At 72.1% G+C, this 15,822-nt stretch carries 17 protein-coding genes; 7 read left to right on the top strand and 10 right to left on the bottom strand.

The window, feature by feature from the left end; all coding sequences use genetic code 11:
• Both ACWD1Z_RS32005 and ACWD1Z_RS32000 read right to left on the bottom strand, forming a co-directional pair.
• Positions 1 to 607, bottom strand: a 607-nt coding sequence (locus ACWD1Z_RS32005; RefSeq protein ID WP_451123491.1) for a maltotransferase domain-containing protein, incomplete at its 3' end; no start/stop codon positions are given.
• 72 nt (positions 608 to 679) lie between these two features.
• Positions 680 to 979, bottom strand: coding sequence for a DUF5133 domain-containing protein (locus ACWD1Z_RS32000; RefSeq protein WP_451123489.1), 300 nt, complete (start codon positions 977 to 979; stop codon positions 680 to 682).
• A 304-nt stretch (positions 980 to 1,283) separates the two neighbouring features.
• Between ACWD1Z_RS32000 and ACWD1Z_RS31995 the strand changes: the two genes are divergently transcribed.
• Both ACWD1Z_RS31995 and glgX read left to right on the top strand, forming a co-directional pair.
• On the top strand, positions 1,284 to 1,796 hold the full coding sequence (locus ACWD1Z_RS31995) for a pep a2 (protein ID WP_451123487.1): 513 nt from the start codon (positions 1,284 to 1,286) through the stop codon (positions 1,794 to 1,796).
• The gene (gene glgX, locus ACWD1Z_RS31990; protein ID WP_451123485.1) at positions 1,793 to 3,937 is read left to right on the top strand and encodes a glycogen debranching protein GlgX; all 2,145 of its coding nucleotides are present in this window, start codon (positions 1,793 to 1,795) and stop codon (positions 3,935 to 3,937) included. The genes ACWD1Z_RS31995 and glgX overlap by 4 nt, the downstream gene beginning before the upstream one ends.
• Here glgX and ACWD1Z_RS31985 read toward each other — a convergent pair.
• Positions 3,934 to 4,737: a VOC family protein gene (locus ACWD1Z_RS31985; RefSeq protein WP_451123483.1), complete on the bottom strand. Its 804-nt coding sequence runs from the start codon at positions 4,735 to 4,737 to the stop codon at positions 3,934 to 3,936. The genes glgX and ACWD1Z_RS31985 overlap by 4 nt on opposite strands.
• 165 nt (positions 4,738 to 4,902) lie before the next feature.
• On the opposite strand from ACWD1Z_RS31985, the gene ACWD1Z_RS31980 reads away from it, so the two are divergent.
• The gene (locus ACWD1Z_RS31980) at positions 4,903 to 5,253 is read left to right on the top strand and encodes an ANTAR domain-containing protein (RefSeq protein WP_451123481.1); all 351 of its coding nucleotides are present in this window, start codon (positions 4,903 to 4,905) and stop codon (positions 5,251 to 5,253) included.
• Here ACWD1Z_RS31980 and ACWD1Z_RS31975 read toward each other — a convergent pair.
• Positions 5,250 to 6,068, bottom strand: a complete 819-nt coding sequence (locus tag ACWD1Z_RS31975; RefSeq protein ID WP_451123479.1) for an RNA polymerase sigma factor SigF — start codon at positions 6,066 to 6,068, stop codon at positions 5,250 to 5,252. The genes ACWD1Z_RS31980 and ACWD1Z_RS31975 overlap by 4 nt on opposite strands.
• A 425-nt stretch (positions 6,069 to 6,493) precedes the next feature.
• On the opposite strand from ACWD1Z_RS31975, the gene ACWD1Z_RS31970 reads away from it, so the two are divergent.
• Positions 6,494 to 7,009, top strand: coding sequence for a hypothetical protein (locus ACWD1Z_RS31970; RefSeq protein WP_451123477.1), 516 nt, complete (start codon positions 6,494 to 6,496; stop codon positions 7,007 to 7,009).
• A 14-nt stretch (positions 7,010 to 7,023) separates the two neighbouring features.
• Here ACWD1Z_RS31970 and hemC read toward each other — a convergent pair whose 3' ends face one another.
• A complete protein-coding gene (gene hemC, locus ACWD1Z_RS31965; protein ID WP_451123475.1) occupies positions 7,024 to 7,959 on the bottom strand; it encodes a hydroxymethylbilane synthase in 936 nt (311 codons plus the stop codon).
• 124 nt (positions 7,960 to 8,083) lie between these two features.
• On the bottom strand, positions 8,084 to 9,271 hold the full coding sequence (locus ACWD1Z_RS31960) for an MFS transporter (RefSeq protein ID WP_451123473.1): 1,188 nt from the start codon (positions 9,269 to 9,271) through the stop codon (positions 8,084 to 8,086).
• A gap of 74 nt (positions 9,272 to 9,345) precedes the next feature.
• Between ACWD1Z_RS31960 and ACWD1Z_RS31955 the strand changes: the two genes are divergently transcribed.
• Positions 9,346 to 10,344: a DUF5937 family protein gene (locus ACWD1Z_RS31955; RefSeq protein ID WP_451123471.1), complete on the top strand. Its 999-nt coding sequence runs from the start codon at positions 9,346 to 9,348 to the stop codon at positions 10,342 to 10,344.
• Here ACWD1Z_RS31955 and ACWD1Z_RS31950 read toward each other — a convergent pair.
• From ACWD1Z_RS31950 to ACWD1Z_RS31940, 3 genes are all read right to left on the bottom strand, one after another.
• Entirely contained in the window at positions 10,322 to 11,341 is a 1,020-nt protein-coding gene (locus ACWD1Z_RS31950) for a questin oxidase family protein (protein ID WP_451123469.1), read from the bottom strand. The two genes, ACWD1Z_RS31955 and ACWD1Z_RS31950, sit on opposite strands and share 23 nt — an antisense overlap.
• 93 nt (positions 11,342 to 11,434) lie before the next feature.
• Positions 11,435 to 12,211 carry an NPP1 family protein gene (locus tag ACWD1Z_RS31945; RefSeq protein WP_451123467.1) on the bottom strand — a complete coding sequence of 259 codons (777 nt, stop codon included), beginning with the start codon at positions 12,209 to 12,211 and terminating at the stop codon, positions 11,435 to 11,437.
• A gap of 130 nt (positions 12,212 to 12,341) precedes the next feature.
• Positions 12,342 to 13,322: an ATP-dependent DNA ligase gene (locus tag ACWD1Z_RS31940; RefSeq protein ID WP_451123465.1), complete on the bottom strand. Its 981-nt coding sequence runs from the start codon at positions 13,320 to 13,322 to the stop codon at positions 12,342 to 12,344.
• Between the two features lie 214 nt (positions 13,323 to 13,536).
• On the opposite strand from ACWD1Z_RS31940, the gene ACWD1Z_RS31935 reads away from it, so the two are divergent.
• Positions 13,537 to 14,004 (top strand): peroxiredoxin, encoded by a 468-nt coding sequence (locus ACWD1Z_RS31935; protein ID WP_451123463.1) that lies wholly within the window; start codon positions 13,537 to 13,539, stop codon positions 14,002 to 14,004.
• Positions 14,005 to 14,010: 6 nt separating this feature from the next.
• Here ACWD1Z_RS31935 and ACWD1Z_RS31930 read toward each other — a convergent pair whose 3' ends face one another.
• On the bottom strand, positions 14,011 to 14,451 hold the full coding sequence (locus tag ACWD1Z_RS31930; protein WP_451123461.1) for a cupin domain-containing protein: 441 nt from the start codon (positions 14,449 to 14,451) through the stop codon (positions 14,011 to 14,013).
• A gap of 218 nt (positions 14,452 to 14,669) precedes the next feature.
• Here ACWD1Z_RS31930 and ACWD1Z_RS31925 point away from each other — a divergent pair, with 218 nt between their 5' ends.
• Positions 14,670 to 15,656, top strand: coding sequence for a TauD/TfdA dioxygenase family protein (locus ACWD1Z_RS31925; RefSeq protein WP_451123459.1), 987 nt, complete (start codon positions 14,670 to 14,672; stop codon positions 15,654 to 15,656).
• Positions 15,657 to 15,822 lie beyond the last annotated feature (166 nt).

Raw genomic sequence — 15,822 nt, 5'->3', positions numbered from 1 at the left:
ACCACGACCCGTACAGGGCCCGCTCCCGCTCCACCAGCAGCGGCAGCGGATCGGACGCGGTCACCAACTCCCGCAGCGGATACCGCGCCAGCACCGCATCCACCTCGGGCCGGAAAGCCGCCGCCAGCCGGGTCACGACCGGCAGCGAGTCGTCCCGCAGGGTGCCGGCCGCACCAAGAAGAACCTTTCGCCGCCCGGCCGGAACCCCGGCCGCCGCCCGTTCCAGGATGTCCGCGCCCTCCTCCAGGACCAGCTCCGTGTCCATGCCGGCCGGGATCTTGATCCGGGCGGTGTGCCGCCAGGTGGCCACCGGATCGCTCCACGCCTCCACATGGAACGTCCAGTGCCCCTCGGCATCGGGCGTGACCTCGGCGCCCCAGCGGTCGGTGCCCGGCGCCAGTTCGCGCATCGGCGTCCAAGGGCCGGGACGGCCCTCGGGATCGCGCAGCACGACATTGGCGGCCACGGCGTCATGCCCCTCCCGGAACACGGTCGCCGAGACCTCGAACGTCTCGCCCACGACCGCCTTCGCCGGGCGCCTGCCGCAGTCCACGGCCGGCCGGACGTTCCGTACCGGGATACGGCCGATGGCCGCGGTTGCCTTCATGGTCTCGCCTCCGCCGTGCTCATGGCCGGACCCTCCAGGGCCCGGCCGGGGATTCAAGCTGCGCCGGCAGGTCTACCGGCCGGCCCGGGAACGCCGCTTGGCCCTCGGTGGGCCCCGTCTCGCGGCGACCCCCGGACGGGGACGCTCGTTCTGCTCGCGCAGATAGGTGCCGAGGCTGCTGCGCAGATAGCGCTCGGCCGCGTCCGCGGCCTCGCGCGCGCAGCGCTTGCCCATCAGCACGCACAGCGTGTAGCCCGAGTCCTCGAAAGTGGCCCGCACCGCGCGGTCGTCCGGGGACGCGAGCATGACGCGCTCCCAGGCCCGATAGCGCCCAAGCTGGCGGGCGACTTCGGCTTTGGCCGGTAGCAACATGACGCCGTTCACCTCTCGGGATTCAAGGCACGAAACCACACGGTGGGGGGTGGCCGTGCGCGCGACACGGATGCCGTACGGGGATGGAGGTCTTCACTCATGGTGCACGTGCGGCGACCCAGCGTCTTGTTAGAGCTTCAACGATTCCGCAGGATCCCCCGGTTGACTCCTCGTGTTGCACGAATGGCGTAGCCCTCCCACTCTTGAGGTGACTCAGAAGCGATCAATGCTCACGCTTCGCGTTCGGGGCCCGTCCCGCGGGGACGGGGGAAGCGCCGAGCCTCGCCGGTGAGGAGCCAACAAGATGAAGACCGCAGTGCCCTGCTACTACCACCTCGACGTGGAAGTCAGCCCGGAACGGGTCGGACAGGTCAGGCGCATCCTGGCCGCTCACCTCCGGTTCTGGGACCTGGAGAACCTGGTGGAGCCCGTGTGCGGCGGTGCCGAACTGCTGCTCAACGCCATCGACGAGCACGCCACGGACAAGAACACGTCGATCGAGATGTGGTGGAACGGACAGCACCTCATCACGGCCATCGGGGACCACAACCGTGATCTGCGCCCGGACCAGGATCTCCGCGCCTGCCTGGAGCACATCGCCGCGATCAGCGACGGCTGGGGATGCTGCGCCACGGACACCGGCAGCAAGGTCATCTGGTTCTCGCAGCGTGCCCGCGCCGGCGAGCGCGTCCCTCTGGTCCCGACGGCCCCGGCGCCCAGCCTGCGCGAGGGCCTCGACGTGCCCCGCGAGGTCCCGGCCGCCGCACTGGCCGGCCCGGCGAGCGCTCCGGAGCGAGTGCTGGAGGAGGCGCGGTGACCGCGCGCAAGCATGGTGCAGGGGTGCACGCCTGGAGCGGGCACCCCTACCCGTTGGGTGCCGCCTACGACGGCCAGGGCACGAACTTCGCCCTGTTCAGCGAGGTCGCCGAGCGGGTCGAGCTGATCCTGGTCGACGACGCGGGCAAGCACACCGGCGTCGAGCTGACCGAGGTCGACGGTTTCGTCTGGCACGGCTACCTGCCCGGTGTCGGCCCCGGCCAGCGGTACGGCTACCGGGTGCACGGTCCCTGGGCCCCGTCCGTCGGCCACCGGTGCAATCCGGCGAAGCTGCTGCTGGACCCGTACACCCAGGCGGTGGACGGGCAGATGGACAACCACGCCTCGCTCTTCGAGCGCGCCCCCGACGGCCCCGCCCCGGCGGACAGCGCCGGGCACACCATGCTCGGCGTGGTGACCGACCCCTACTTCGACTGGGGCGACGACCGTCCACCCAGACGGCCGTACGCGGACACCGTCATCTACGAGGCCCACGTCCGCGGCCTGAGCCGCACCCACCCGGACGTACCCCCCGAACTGCGCGGGACCTACGCCGGCCTCGCCCACCCGGCCGTCGTCGAGCATCTGACCTCGCTCGGGGTCACCGCCGTCGAGCTGATGCCCGTGCACCAGTTCGTCCAGGACGGCGTGCTGACCGACCGGGGCCTTTCGAACTACTGGGGCTACAACACCATCGGCTTCTTCGCGCCGCACAACGCCTACGCCGCCCACGGCACCCGGGGCCAGCAGGTCGCCGAGTTCAAGGCGATGGTGAAGGCGCTGCACGAGGCCGGTCTCGAAGTGATCCTCGACGTGGTCTACAACCACACCGCCGAGGGCAACGAGAAGGGCCCCACGCTGTCCTTCCGGGGCATCGACAACGCCTCCTACTACCGGCTGGTCGACGGCGACTGGTCGCACTACTACGACACCACCGGCACCGGGAACAGCCTGCTGATGCGGCACCCCTACGTGCTCCAGCTGATCATGGACTCGCTGCGCTACTGGGTCACCGAGATGCATGTCGACGGCTTCCGCTTCGACCTCGCGGCGACCCTGGCCCGCCAGTTCCACGAGGTGGACCGGCTCTCGGCGTTCTTCGACCTGATCCAGCAGGACCCGGTGATCAGCCGCGTCAAGCTGATCGCCGAGCCGTGGGACGTCGGCGAGGGCGGCTACCAGGTGGGCAACTTCCCGCCGCTGTGGTCGGAGTGGAACGGCATGTACCGCGACACCGTGCGCGACTTCTGGCGCGGCGGCGAACACACCCTCGGCGACTTCGCCTCCCGGCTGACGGGCTCCTCCGACCTGTACCAGCACAGCAGGCGGCGGCCGCGCGCCAGCGTCAACTTCGTCACCGCGCACGACGGTTTCACGCTGCGCGACCTGGTCTCGTACAACGACAAGCACAACGAGGCCAACGGCGAGGACAACCAGGACGGCGAGAGCGACAACCGCTCCTGGAACTGCGGCGCGGAGGGCGAGACCCGCGATCCGGCCGTGCTGGAGCTGCGCGCCCGCCAGCAGCGCAACTTCCTCGCCACGCTGCTGCTGTCGCAGGGCATCCCGATGCTCTGTCACGGCGACGAACTCGGCCGCACCCAGCGCGGCAACAACAACGCCTACTGCCAGGACAACGAGGTCTCCTGGATCGACTGGCACCTGACCGAGGAACAGCGCTCCCTCGCCGACTTCACCCGGTACGTGATCGGACTGCGCCGCGCCCACCCCGTACTGCGCCGGCGCCGCTTCTTCCGCGGTGAGACGGTGACGCACGCGGGCCAGCCGCTGCCCGACCTGGTCTGGCTGCTGCCGGACGCCCGCGAGATGGCGGAGGAGGACTGGCTGCGCTCCGACGCCCACTGCGTCGGCGTGTTCCTCAACGGCGACGCCATCGCCGAGCCCGACCCGTGCGGCCGGCCCGTCGTGGACGAATCCTTCCTGCTCCTGCTCAACAGCTACTGGGAGCCGGTGGAGTTCCAGCTCCCGGACGCCACCTACGGCGAACGCTGGACCACCCTGATCGACACCGCGGAACCGGGGGCCCCGGACGAGACCGAGCACAAGGCGGCCACCACGATGACGGTCACCGCCCGCAGCCTCGTCCTGCTGTCCCGCCCGTCCCGTACGGCCGGGAGCTAACGCCCGCGGCGGGAGGTCACGGTGAACTGGGCGCCGTCGGTGTCGCGCAGCACGGCCTCGTCCTCGTCCTTCGACAGGACGCTGCCGCCGTGCTGCTCCGCGGCCCGGGCGCAGGCCGCCACGTCGGGGACGGCGAAGTGGACCTGCCAGTGCGGCCGGATCGTGGGGTCGGGGGCGGCACCGAGCGCCCCCGACTCGATCTTGGCCACCACGTCGCCGCCGCTGCGCAGCACGACCTCGTCGCCCTCGTAGTGCACCTCGCAGCAGCCGGGGCGCTCCGAGGCCCAGTCCAGCACCTCGCCGTAGAAGATCGCGGAGTCGAAGGCGTCGCGGGTGTGCAGGCGGATGAAGGCCGGGGTGGAGCGGCGCCAGGTGTCCCAGTCGCCGACCAGCTCGCCCTCCCAGATGCCGAAGGTCGCGCCGTCCCGGTCGGCGAGCAGTGCCGCCCGCCCGGGCGGGAAGGAGATCGGCCCGACCGCGGCCGTACCCCCGCGCTCCTGGACCCTGGAGACGGCCTCGTCCGCGCTGCGCACGGCGAAGTACGGCGTCCACGCGACCGCCATCTGCCACATCGTCGCGACGGCGGCGATCCCGGCGACGGGGACGCCGTCGGCCAGCGCGATCCGGAAGTGCTCGCCGAGCTTGCCGGTGCGCCAGCGCCAGCCGAGGACGGCGCTGTAGAAGTCCTCGGTGCTCTCCAGGTCCCGGCTGGTCAGGCTCACCCAGCAGGGTGCGCCGAACACGGAATGGGTGGAGACGAGGTCCCTCGTACCGCTGGGGATCTGCGTGTGGTGGTTCATGGCTGTCCTGGTCTCGCCGGGCCGGCGGCCACCGGCGTCTGTTCCCAGTGTCCGGCCGGTACCTCTGACGGCGCCTGCCGAGTACCCCGGCCGCCGCGCTGAAACAATGATGATTCCACCCTTTGCCCAGTGGCATACCGCTGCCCGAGTGATGAGGATGGATGCGTGACCCAGGTACCCCGCGAGCCCGACGAACAGGCCCGACGGATCTCCGAGCTGCAGCGGGAGGTGGAGCAGCTGAAGGAGGCCGTCGCCTCGCACGCCGTCGTGGACCAGGCGATCGGGATGATCGTGGCCCTGGGACGGGTCGCCCCGGCCCAGGGCTGGGCGGTCCTGAAGGACGTCTCCCAGCACACCAACATCAAGCTCCGCAATGTCGCGGACCTGATCCTGATCTGGGGCCGCGACGGCCGGATGCCCCCGGAGATCCGCGCCGAGCTGGAGGACGCCCTCGACCGGCACGGTCCGACGCAGATCCCGGGAACGCCGGGGGCCCCGCAGGGCCCCGGCTCCTAGCGGTGCTGGACGAGCAGCTCCTCGCGCAGCTGGGACTCGCCCAGCTCCTCCCGCAGCTGGGCGAAGCAGCCGCTGAGCAGCCGCGAGACGTGCATCTGGGAGATCCCCAGCTGCTCGGCGATGCGGCTCTGCGTCATGCCCTGGAAGAACCGCAGATACAGGATGGTGCGCTCGCGCTCGGGCAGCTTCTCCAGGCACGGCCGCACGGCGACCCGGTCGACGATGATGTCGAAGCCCGGATCGGGCCCGCCGATCGAGTCCCCGAGGGCGTATCCGTCGGTGCCGGGCATCTCCGCCTCCAGTGACAGCGCGGAGAAGCAGTCCAGGGCCTCCATTCCGGCGCGGACCTCGGCCTCGGTGAGCTCGGTGTGCTCGGCGATCTCCTGGACGGTGGGCGCGCGGCCCGTGCTGGTCTGCGACAGCTCCTTGTTGGCCTGCCGTACCCGGTTGCGCAGGTCCTGGACCCGTCGGGGGACGTGCAGCGTCCACATGTGGTCGCGGAAGTGGCGCTTGATCTCGCCGGTGACGGTCGGCACGGCGTACGCCTCGAAGGCGCAGCCCCGGGCCGGGTCGTAGTGGTCGACGGCCTTGACGAGGCCGAGTGCGGCGACCTGGTAGAGGTCTTCGAGGGCCTCGCCGCGTCCCTTGAAGCGGACCGCGATGCGCTCCGCCATGGGAAGCCAGACCCGGACCAGTTCGTCGCGGAGCGCCTTGCGCTCCGGCCCCTCGGGCAGCCGCGCGAGCCGCTGGAAGTCGGCCGCGGTGTCGGGGGCGTCGTCGTGCGGGTGCTGCTTCGATCTGCCGGTGACGGGCATGAAGCGCACCTCCCTCAAGGTGCCTGATGGGACAGTCACCGTGGGAGGCGCGGCGTCGAAGCACGCGGAGCACATCCGGGAACCGAAGCCGGGCTCCCACGGACGTGCCTCCTGTCCGAAGCACTTCGGTAAAAATTCCCCGTCCGGGCGCTCCTGAAACAATTGCCCCGGTATCGGGGAATTTGCTGCATATTTCGACGACGGTCGAACTCGGGGTGTGAGGGCGCCCACAGATCGAGACGGCGGACGTGATGTGCGGCACGCCCGCGCGCCCGACCGCCGGGCCGGTGGGCCGATTGTGCCTGCGCAGCGCTTGATCAGCGATCAAAGCGGGTGAATGCGCTGGCCAGAGCCCATTCCGCTCATTTGACAGTGCGCTGAGCACACAGATAGGAAGCAGCTCTCTGAGGTCGAAGAGGTGCAGTGTGTGCGAGCCGAACGTGGTCGGGGACTGGCAGGAGTACGACGAGCATGCCGGTCTGCGCGTCCGCGTCCACCGTCTGGAGCAGAACGAGCCTCCGCGGGGACGTGACGACGCCGCCGAAGGGCTGACCTACTTCAGCCTGCGCGTGACGGTCGAGAACCGCGGTGAGCGGCACTACGGCATCCACCTGGAGGACGGCCAGATCGACGTCCGGATCGGGCCCGACGGGGAGGGCGCCTTCATCGACTGGCGCAATTCCCAGTTCATCGAGGGCTTCGACGTCTACCCGCTGCGCCGGGCCACCGCCGTGCTGTACGCGGCCGGTCCCGAGGCGAGCCTGAGCCAGGTCGACGTGCAGATCCAGCTGCGGGTCGAGGAGGAGTGGACCGAGCGCCGCCTGTGGGCGGGCGGCATCGGCCTGCACGAGGGCTCGGCGCACGCCGGGGCGGGGCGCGAGTGCCTCGCCCACCAGGTGAGCAACTTCCTGCGCGACCAGGCCGAGGAGGGCACCGCCTGACGCGGTGCCGAAGCTCAGTGCGGGATGCCGTCGATGATCTCGCGCGCGCCCTGACGCAGCAGCGCCACGGCGACCGAGGTGCCCAAGGTGGCCGGATCCAGCCGGCCCGCCCACTCGTGGGCGTTGAGCCGGGTCTTGCCGTCCGGGGTGAACACGCACGCCCGCAGGGACAGTTCCCCGCCGTGATCCACGCGCGCGTACCCGGCGATCGGGCTGTTGCAGTGCCCCTGCAGGACATGCAGGAACATCCGCTCGGCGGTGGCCTCCCGGTGGGTGTCCGGATCGCCGAGGCCGCTGACGGCGTCGATGAGACCGTCGTCGCCCTCCCGGCACTGCAGGGCGAGGATGCCCGCGCCGATCGGCGGCATCATCGCCTCGGGGGAGAGGACCTCGCTGATCACGTCCCGCCGGTCGATCCGCTCCAGACCGGACACCGCGAGCAGCAGCGCGTCCGCCTCGCCGGCCCGCAGCTTCTCCAGCCGCCGGTTGGCGTTGCCCCGGAAGGGCACGCACTGCAGATGCGGGTGGGTCGCGGCGAGCTGGGCGATCCGGCGCACCGAGGAGGTGCCGATGCGGGTGCCGTCCGGCAGCTCGTCCAGGGTGAGACCGTCCGGATGGATCAGCGCGTCGCGGATGTCGTCCCGCTGGAGGAAGGCGGCGAAGACGGTGCCCGCGGGGAGCGGCCGGTCGGCGGGCACGTCCTTGACGCAGTGCACCGCGAGATCGGCCTCACCGGCCAGCAGGGCGGCGTCCACCTCCTTGGTGAACGCCCCCTTGCCGTCGACCTTCGACAGGTCGCCCAGCCACTTGTCGCCGGTCGTCCTCACCGGCACGACCTCGGTCCGCACCCCGGGGTGCAGGGCCGCCAACTCGGCGCGGACACGCTCCACTTGGGCGAGCGCCATGGGCGAGTCGCGGGAGACGATACGGATCAGTTCGGGGACGGACATGCCGACACGATAGACCTTCGGACCACAACGGCCGTGCGCTACCGCTCGATTCCCGTCGCTCGGGACGGGCGCCGGCCGCAACGGGCGCACGGTCAGGGCCGCGAGCGCGCACGCTCCACCCGGTTCACCGCGCTTCGCGTTCCCGTGCGAGCACGGCGAGCGCCCCGGCCGTGAGCAGACCTCCGGCGAGAAAGGTCCCGCGCACGCCGACGGCCGTGAGCAGGCCGCCGCCGAGGAGGGCGCCGACGGCCACGCCCGCGTTGAAGGCGACCGAGTTGGCGGCGAGGGCCGACTCGGTGCGGCCCGGGGCCGCGTGGAGCACCTGGCTCTGCGAGGCCATGAACGCCGGGCCGACGGACGCCCCCAGCAGCATCAGCAGGGCCACGGCCGCCACTTGGCTGTGCCCGGCCGCGTACAGGCCGAGCAGGGCGACGGTCTGGGCCGTGACCGGTACGGCGAGGGTGGCGCGCGGGAACCGGTCGAGGAGCGGCCCGGTCACCGTGACCCCGGCCAGGCCCGCCGCCCCGAACGCCAGCAGCACGGCGCCGGCCGTGGCCTCGCCGAAGCCGCCGACCTCGTCGAGGAAGACGACGACGTAGGTGAACGCGGTGAACACGCCCGTCACCGACAGGGCGGTGGTGGTGACGACGATCAGGAAGCGGCGCCGGTCCGGGGCGACTCCGTAGGCCGAGTGGCTCTCCTGGGGGCGGGACGTCGGCAGCAGGACGGCCACCGCGACCAGCGACACCAGCGCGAGCGCGCCGAGCACCGCGAACGGGGTCCGCCAGCCGGCCTGCCCGCCGAGCCAGGTGCCGGCCGGCACGCCGAGCACCGTGGCCAGCGAGCCCCCGACCGACAGCAGCCCGATGATCCGGCCCCGCCGCTCGGGCGGGTACAGGCCGACCGCGACCGGGCCCATCACCGACCAGTACAGCGCCTGCGCGAGCGCCGTCGTCGCGCGGGCGGCGAGCAGCGGGCCGTAGGAGACGGCGTCGAGTGCCGAGGCCCAGCTCGCGGCGGCGAGCAGGCCGAGCAGCACCGTCAGAAGGTGGCGGCGGGGGATCGCGCGGGTGGCGTGGGCGAGGGGCAGCGACACCACGACCACGGTGAGCGCGTAGCCGGTGACCAGGACGCCCACGGCCGGGAGGGAGACCCCGAGGTCGTCCGCCATGAGCGGGAGCAGCCCGACGGGGAGGTTCTCGGTGGTGTTGAAGGTGAACGCGGCCAGCATCAGCGCCGCGACGACGGCGCCCCGGCGCCAGGCGGGGCCAACGGCGGTGTGCTCGGCGGCTGTTGATCGGTAGTCGGTCATCGGGGTCAGGGTGCTGGGCCCGGCCGGCCGCCTCTACTCTTTCGTCCTGGGCCGAATCACCCACGGAGACCGCCTTGCCCCTGACCCTGGACCTGGGCACCGAGGACCTGACGCGCTGCCGGTTCGCGATCTCGCCGCTGTGCCAGACCCACGAGGCGCTGCGGCTGATGCGCCGCCCCGCCCGGCACGGCTACCACCGAGGATGGCTGCGCCGCGTCCGCCGTACCGTCGCCGGGCTCGACCTGTCCCCGCTGTGGCTGTTCATCCCGCCCGCGGGCGGCTACACCCCCGACTTCCTCGGCCCGCCCCCGGACGAGCCGTACCCCTCGATCGAGGACGAACTGGCGCGGATGCGCGCCACCGACCCGGCGCTCGCCCACGCCGAGATGGCCCGCTCCCTCGCCTGTACGCCGGGACTCGCCGCGTCATCCGAGGGGCGCGCGGCGCTCGCCGATCCCGCCGCCACCGTCCGGCGCCTCGCCGACCTCACCGAGCGGGCCTGGCACGCCCTGCTCGCCCCGGACTGGCCACGGCACCGTGCCGTCCTGGAGGGCGACATCGCCCACCGTTCCCGGCAGGCGGCGGACGGCGGCCTCGACGCGCTGCTCACCGGCCTGCACCCCGGCATCGGCTGGGCGGGACACACCCTGACGCTGCGCATGTACGGCGAGGTCGCCGACGCCCAACGCGCCGATGGCCGGGGTGTGTTGCTGATGCCGAGTGTGTTCGTGTGGCCGGATGTCGTCAGCGGTTTCGCCCGTCCCTGGCAGCCCACCGTCATCTACCCGGCGCGGGGGATGGGCCGCCTGCACGACAGCGGCCCGCCGAGCCCCTCACAGGCCCTGGCCCGGCTCCTCGGACACCACCGCGCCGCGCTCCTCACCGGTCTGGCCACCCCCGCCTCGACCACCGAACTCGCCGCCCGGCACGGCCTCGCGCCGTCGACCGTCTCGGCGCATCTGTCGGTCCTGCGGGAAGCGGGCCTGCTGGCCTCGCGGCGCGCGGGGCTGCATGTCCTGTACGGACGGACCGAGTTGGGTGACGTCCTGGTCAGGAGACCAGGGGCGGGCTGAGTTCGATCGCCCGCTGGGCCGCGGCGAGCGCGAGGTCGTCACCGACGTCCAGGGCCGTGTCGGTGAGCTTGATGACGTGCTCGTCGCCGTGGGCGAGGGCCCGCTCCATGACCTCCTCGGCGGTGAGCCGGGCGGGCGGCTCGTAGGCCACCGGCTCGTCGGGGGCGTAGATCGCGGTGACGACGGCGGACGCGGTCCAGGCCGCGTGCAGGCTGGGCGCCCACAGCTCGCGCGGCAGCGAATCGAGCGTGCGCAGTACGGCGTTGGGGGCGGTGGCCGCGTGCACGAGCATGGTCGGCTCGCCATGGCCGTGGGTGGCGTAGCGGTGGGTCGTGGCGCGGACGAGTTCGGTGAGCCGGTCGCGCGCGACGTCCGGGTCGGTGACGTCGTCCGCCCACGCGGGCAGCCGGCGCACGGCCGTCAGGCGGTCGCGGAATCCCAGCGGGCCCTCGCCGATCGGGGGCACGGCGTCCAGGGACGCCCCGGCGGTGGGCGCGTCCGGCAGTACGGTGAAGCCGGTCACGGGCTGGTGCCGGGCCGCCCAGTAGCCCAGCGCGTGGGCGAGTTCGACGCGCCTCGGCGCGCTCTCACCGGCTTCGAGGGCGCGTACGGCGTGGCCGGCCCGGATGACGACATGCGTGGCGCCGCCGTACATCCCGGGCAGCAGCCGCGGCCACCACTCGGCGAGGACGTCCCGCCAGGGGCGGTCGGCGAGGGTGCGGGAGAAGTGGTCGGTCCAGTCCGCGATCCGCCGCGGATCGCCCAGCGCCGTATGCCAGTTGTCGTCCGTGACGGGGGCCAGGCGGTCGGGGAAGTCCTCGAGGCGGTCCTGGTACAGGTCCACCCAGCGGTGCACCGCGCCCGCGTGTCCGTGCGCGGCGAGGGCCTCGACGACCATGGGTGCGTGGTTGCTGAGCCAGCCGTCGCGTTCCGGACCGGCGGAGTGCAGGCGTTCCAGGGCTTCTTCGAGCTGTCCGCTCGTGTCGGTGGCGTCCATGGCGATCACGCTAGACAGCGGCCGGAGCCACCGGATCGGGCCCGGGGCGGAGGCGCACGGCGGCGCTGGTCCTACGCCCCGGGCCCTACGGCGTCACGCGTACGGGTCGAAGGTGATCCCCGACGGCTTCGCGGACGAGAGGTGGTTGCCGAAGGAGGCGTCCTTCAGGCCGAAGTTGGCGCTGCCGAAGTTGTACGCGACCAGCTTGTCGCGCACGCCCGAGGGGTAGCCGTTCCAGCCGACCAGCGGCGGGTACTGCCACGTGCGCTTGTGGTTCTCCGGCGGCTCGTCGTTGGCGTTGGCCAGGCGGAAGCAGTGGGTGCTGATGCCGTCCTTGTGGTACACGATCTTCGCGTGGGTGCCCTCGAAGCGGACCGAGGAGGCCGAAGTCACGGTGAAGGAGCCGTGGTTGGACGTCGAGACGTACTTCACGGCGCCGCTCTGCACCCAGATGACGACGTGCTCCCAGTCGTGCCGGTGCCCGCCGATGCTGCTGCCCGCGAGGGCCTGGTCCTTCTCGAAGTACAGGCCGTACAGGTAGGCGCACCAGCCGTTGTTGCACTTGTAGCGCGAGTAGCTGTTGGTGTTGTCGAGGTCGGAGGCGTCCCGGCAGTTGCCGTTGAGGGCGCCGGTGGGGTTGAGGCCGCCGTTGACGGTTCCGCCGGGGCCGATCGCGGGCGTGGAGTAGCAGCCGTCCGTGTCGTAGTCGAAGGCCGGCTGGTAGGTGAACTCGGCGGACTCGGCGTTGGCGGGCAGCGCCGACGGCGGGGCCGCGAAGGCGACGGAGGGGAAGGCGATGACGAGGGCGGCGGCACCGGCGAGACCGGTGAGCCATCTCCTGCGGTGCTTCTTCGACGACGATGACGACACTGCGTCCTCCTCATGATGCGGGCGCAGCCCAACGGCTGTGGGGGAAAGGGAAGTTCAGCTTCCCGACTTTCCATGTCCGCGCCAAGAGGAGGTGGGCGTCCGAGCGGTTACGGGCGCCCCAATATTTGGATCATGGCGGTGGGTCGGGCAGGTCCGCCGAGGACTCCTCCGGCGTGAGATCGGGCCGCAGCCGCAGCCACGACGGCTGCCGCAGCATCCCGGCCCGGGTGCGGGTGCTGAACCGCACCTCCCCGACCAGCCGCGGCACCACCCAGCGCGCACCGGGCGCCGCGGGCACGGGATCGAACGGGCATACGTCCGTCGCGGCGGCCGCCAGCAGCCCGGCGAGCTCTTCCCGTTCCCGCCGGCTCCAGCCGGTGCCCACCCCGCCGACGTACCGCAGCCGCCCGCCGGCCCGCTGGCCCACCAGCAGCGCTCCCGGCAGGCCCGTGAGCCGTCCCTTGCCGGGCAGCCAGCCGCCCACCACGACGTCCTCGCTGTGCATGTTGCGGATCTTGATCCAGGCCCGGGAACGCACCCCGGGCTCGTACACGGAGTCCAGCCGCTTGCAGACCAGCCCCTCCAGACCGTGCTCCCGGGTGGCCCGCAGCGCCTGCTCGCCGTGGCCGACGAGGGCCGCGGGCGTCGACCAGTGCGGCCCGTCGAACCCGAGCCCTTCCAGCCGCTCGCGGCGCTCGGCGTAGGGGAGCCGGACCAGGGGCCGTCCGGCCAGGTGCATCACGTCGAACAGCACCAGGTGCACGGGCGCCCGGGCGGCCCGGCGCGCGGCCCGTGCCGGGGCGTGGGCGAGGCCCATCCGCGGCTGGAGCAGCTGGAAGTCGGCGCGCCCCCGCTCGTCGAGGGCCATCACCTCCCCGTCCAGCACGGCGGGCGTGGTGCCGAGCGCCCCGCCCAGCGGGCGCAGCTCGGGGTAGGCGGCCGTGACCTCCTCCCCGGACCGGGCCCGCAGGACCAGGCCGCCGTCGCCGGTGAGGTAGACCACCACCCGCTGCCCGTCCTGCTTGGTCTCGTACGCCCAGCGCGCGTCCTGCGCGGCGGGCGGGAGGGTGCCGGGCGTGGCGAGCATCGGGGGGATCAGCGGCAGGTTCACGGGTGAGTTCTCGACGTACCGGCGGCCCGGCACGCCCCCGGGCCCCGGGTTTCGCCTGAACGGCGGGACACCGTCGTTGCGCAGGCTGCCGTTCCTGGAGCAGTCCGAGCGGTGCGGCGCCCGGCCCCCGCCTGACCGGAAGCCACCGCTCTACGCTCCGGTAACATCACGCGGGCAGACGGCCGACCGAGCCCGGACGACGGAGGGGTCACCAGTGAGCGCACGTGTGGAGATCGGGGACACGGTCGAGGACTTCGCCCTCCCCGACGAGACCGGCACCACCCGCAAGCTGTCCGAACTCCTCACCGAGGGACCGGTGGTGCTCTTCTTCTACCCCGCCGCCCTGACCCCCGGCTGTACCGCGCAGGCCTGCCACTTCCGCGACCTGGCCGCCGAGTTCGCCGCCGTCGGGGCCCGGCCCGTCGGCGTCAGCGGTGATCCCGTGGAGCGCCAGCAGGAGTTCGCCGAGCGGCACACGCTGGGCATGCTGCTGCTCTCCGACACCGACGGCACGGTCCGTGACCGGTTCGGCGTGAAGCGCGGCTTCTCGCTGGCGCCGACCAAGCGGACCACCTTCGTCATAGGGCAGGACCGCAAGGTGCTGGAAGTGGTGCGCAGCGAACTGCGCATGAACACCCACGCCGACCGGGCCCTGCAGGCGCTGCGCGGCCGGCACGGCTGACGCGGATCACTGGAAGGGGCAGCCCGGGTTCGGGGCGTCCTGCGAGAACGGCGCCCCGTGCGGCAGGACGTACAGCACATCGAGGACGATGGCCGTGTCACCGAGGTTGCGCCCGATGTGCACGTTGCCCGGACCGGCCGGCTCCTCGATGAAGCTCCCCTTCGGATAGACCCCGTCGGAGGCACAGGTCGAGTCGAAATGACTCAGCGTGCCCTCCTGGACGAAGGCGTACAGCGGACCGTCGTGGTAGTGCCATCCGGTGCCCTGACCGGGCGGAATGGTGATCTCCCGCAGGATGTAGTCGGTGCCGCCGATCGTCTTCTGGCTGATGACCCGGCCGCTGACTCCTGGTCCCGGGGGAGTGGCCTGGGCGGTACCGGCACCGCCCACGAAGAAGGTGGCGGCGGCCACCGCCGCGGTGACGGCGGAGCGGAGCGCGAAGCGCATGGGGGCCTCCCGGCGGAGAGCGGACAGCGTCGACTTCGCCGTGAACATAGAGCCATCGAGGGGAAGTTGGGGCCGGAACCCGTGGATCCGCCCAGCTTGCCCGCTCCTGAAGCACCGCGCGGGGGACGCAGTCCTCGTCAGGGCGTGCCGTTTGCTGTCACGATCTTGCGGGGAACCGGCGGGGACCGGAGCCGGTGCCGACGACCGACGGAGCGCGCATGACGAGGGACAGGGACAGGGACAGGGCCACCGCGGAAGGGACGGAACGGACCGCGGGGATCGAGGTGAGACCCCTCGCCGGGCACATCGGCGCGGAGATCACGGGCGTGGACCTGGCGGCCGGCCCCGACGACGCGGTGGTCGCCGCGATCCGGGCGGCGGTGCTGCGCTGGAGGGTGGTGTTCTTCCGGGACCAGCGGCTCGACCACGCCGGGCATGTGGCGTTCGCCCGCCGCTTCGGCTCCCCGGTCGTGCTGCCGCGCCGCGGGAAGGCGTCGCCGCCGGACTTCCCGGAGGTGGAGACGACCGCGGACCGGCTGGAACTGGGCGGCCGTTTCGGCATGGACCACGACGAGTGGCTGCGCCGCCGCCGGCACACCTTGCTGCGCGGCTGGCACTGCGACCACGGCGCCCGCGTCGACCCGCCCGCGGCGACGATCCTGCGCGCGGAGACGGTTCCGCCGTACGGCGGCGACACGACCTGGTCGAACCTCGCGGCGGCGTACGCCGGACTGTCGGCCCCGATGCGCGAGTTCGTGTCGGGGCTGAGGGCGGAACACCGCCTGGGCGTCGGCTACCAGCCCCGCCCCGGTGACGACGCGTACGTCCGCCACCTGCTCGACCACCAGGTGGCGACGCTCCACCCGCTGGTACGGGTCCACCCGGAGACGGGGGAGCGGATCCTGTGCGTCAACGGCTACTACGTGGAACAGATCGCCGGCCTCTCCCGGCCCGAGAGCCAGGCCCTGCTGGACCTGCTCCTGGACCAGGCGGTCCGCCCCGAGTACACGGTCCGCTTCCGCTGGGAACCGGGCAGCGTGGCCTTCTGGGACAACCGCGCCACGATCCATCTGGCCCCGAGCGACAACGCCCACCTCGATCACCCCCGGATCATGCACCGGGTGATGCTGGCCGGTGAGGTGCCGGTGGGGGTGGACGGGAGGGAATCGGAGCCGGTCGTGGGGAGTGAGGCAGGGCGCTGGTGAGGGGTGGGCCGTTGTTTGTATGATCAGCGGCCCTGATCAGGGATTCCAGGGATTCCCAACAACTAACAAATCGGCCGAAAATTGAGCAACAGACCAGCACTCGTACCTCCGCGAATAGGCGGTGGGGTCACACCGTCCGTGTGGCGTCAGCCACGGACGAGACTCT

The sequence above is a fragment of the Streptomyces sp. NPDC002784 genome (assembly GCF_053592135.1).
The sequence above is the reverse complement of the archived record's forward strand: the minus strand, read 5'-3'. Positions and strand labels throughout refer to the sequence as shown.

Coding starts and splice junctions, on each gene's coding strand:
- ACWD1Z_RS31960 (WP_451123473.1), bottom strand. CDS start 9,271: ATGACCGACTACCGATCAACAGCCGCCGAGCACACCGCCGTTGGCCCC.
- hemC (WP_451123475.1), bottom strand. CDS start 7,959: ATGTCCGTCCCCGAACTGATCCGTATCGTCTCCCGCGACTCGCCCATG.
- ACWD1Z_RS31950 (WP_451123469.1), bottom strand. CDS start 11,341: ATGGACGCCACCGACACGAGCGGACAGCTCGAAGAAGCCCTGGAACGC.
- ACWD1Z_RS31975 (WP_451123479.1), bottom strand. CDS start 6,068: ATGCCCGTCACCGGCAGATCGAAGCAGCACCCGCACGACGACGCCCCC.
- ACWD1Z_RS31930 (WP_451123461.1), bottom strand. CDS start 14,451: ATGCGCTTCGCGCTCCGCTCCGCCGTCACCGCGGCGGTGGCCGCCGCC.
- ACWD1Z_RS31985 (WP_451123483.1), bottom strand. CDS start 4,737: ATGAACCACCACACGCAGATCCCCAGCGGTACGAGGGACCTCGTCTCC.
- ACWD1Z_RS31925 (WP_451123459.1), top strand. CDS start 14,670: ATGACGAGGGACAGGGACAGGGACAGGGCCACCGCGGAAGGGACGGAA.
- ACWD1Z_RS31995 (WP_451123487.1), top strand. CDS start 1,284: ATGAAGACCGCAGTGCCCTGCTACTACCACCTCGACGTGGAAGTCAGC.
- ACWD1Z_RS32000 (WP_451123489.1), bottom strand. CDS start 979: ATGTTGCTACCGGCCAAAGCCGAAGTCGCCCGCCAGCTTGGGCGCTAT.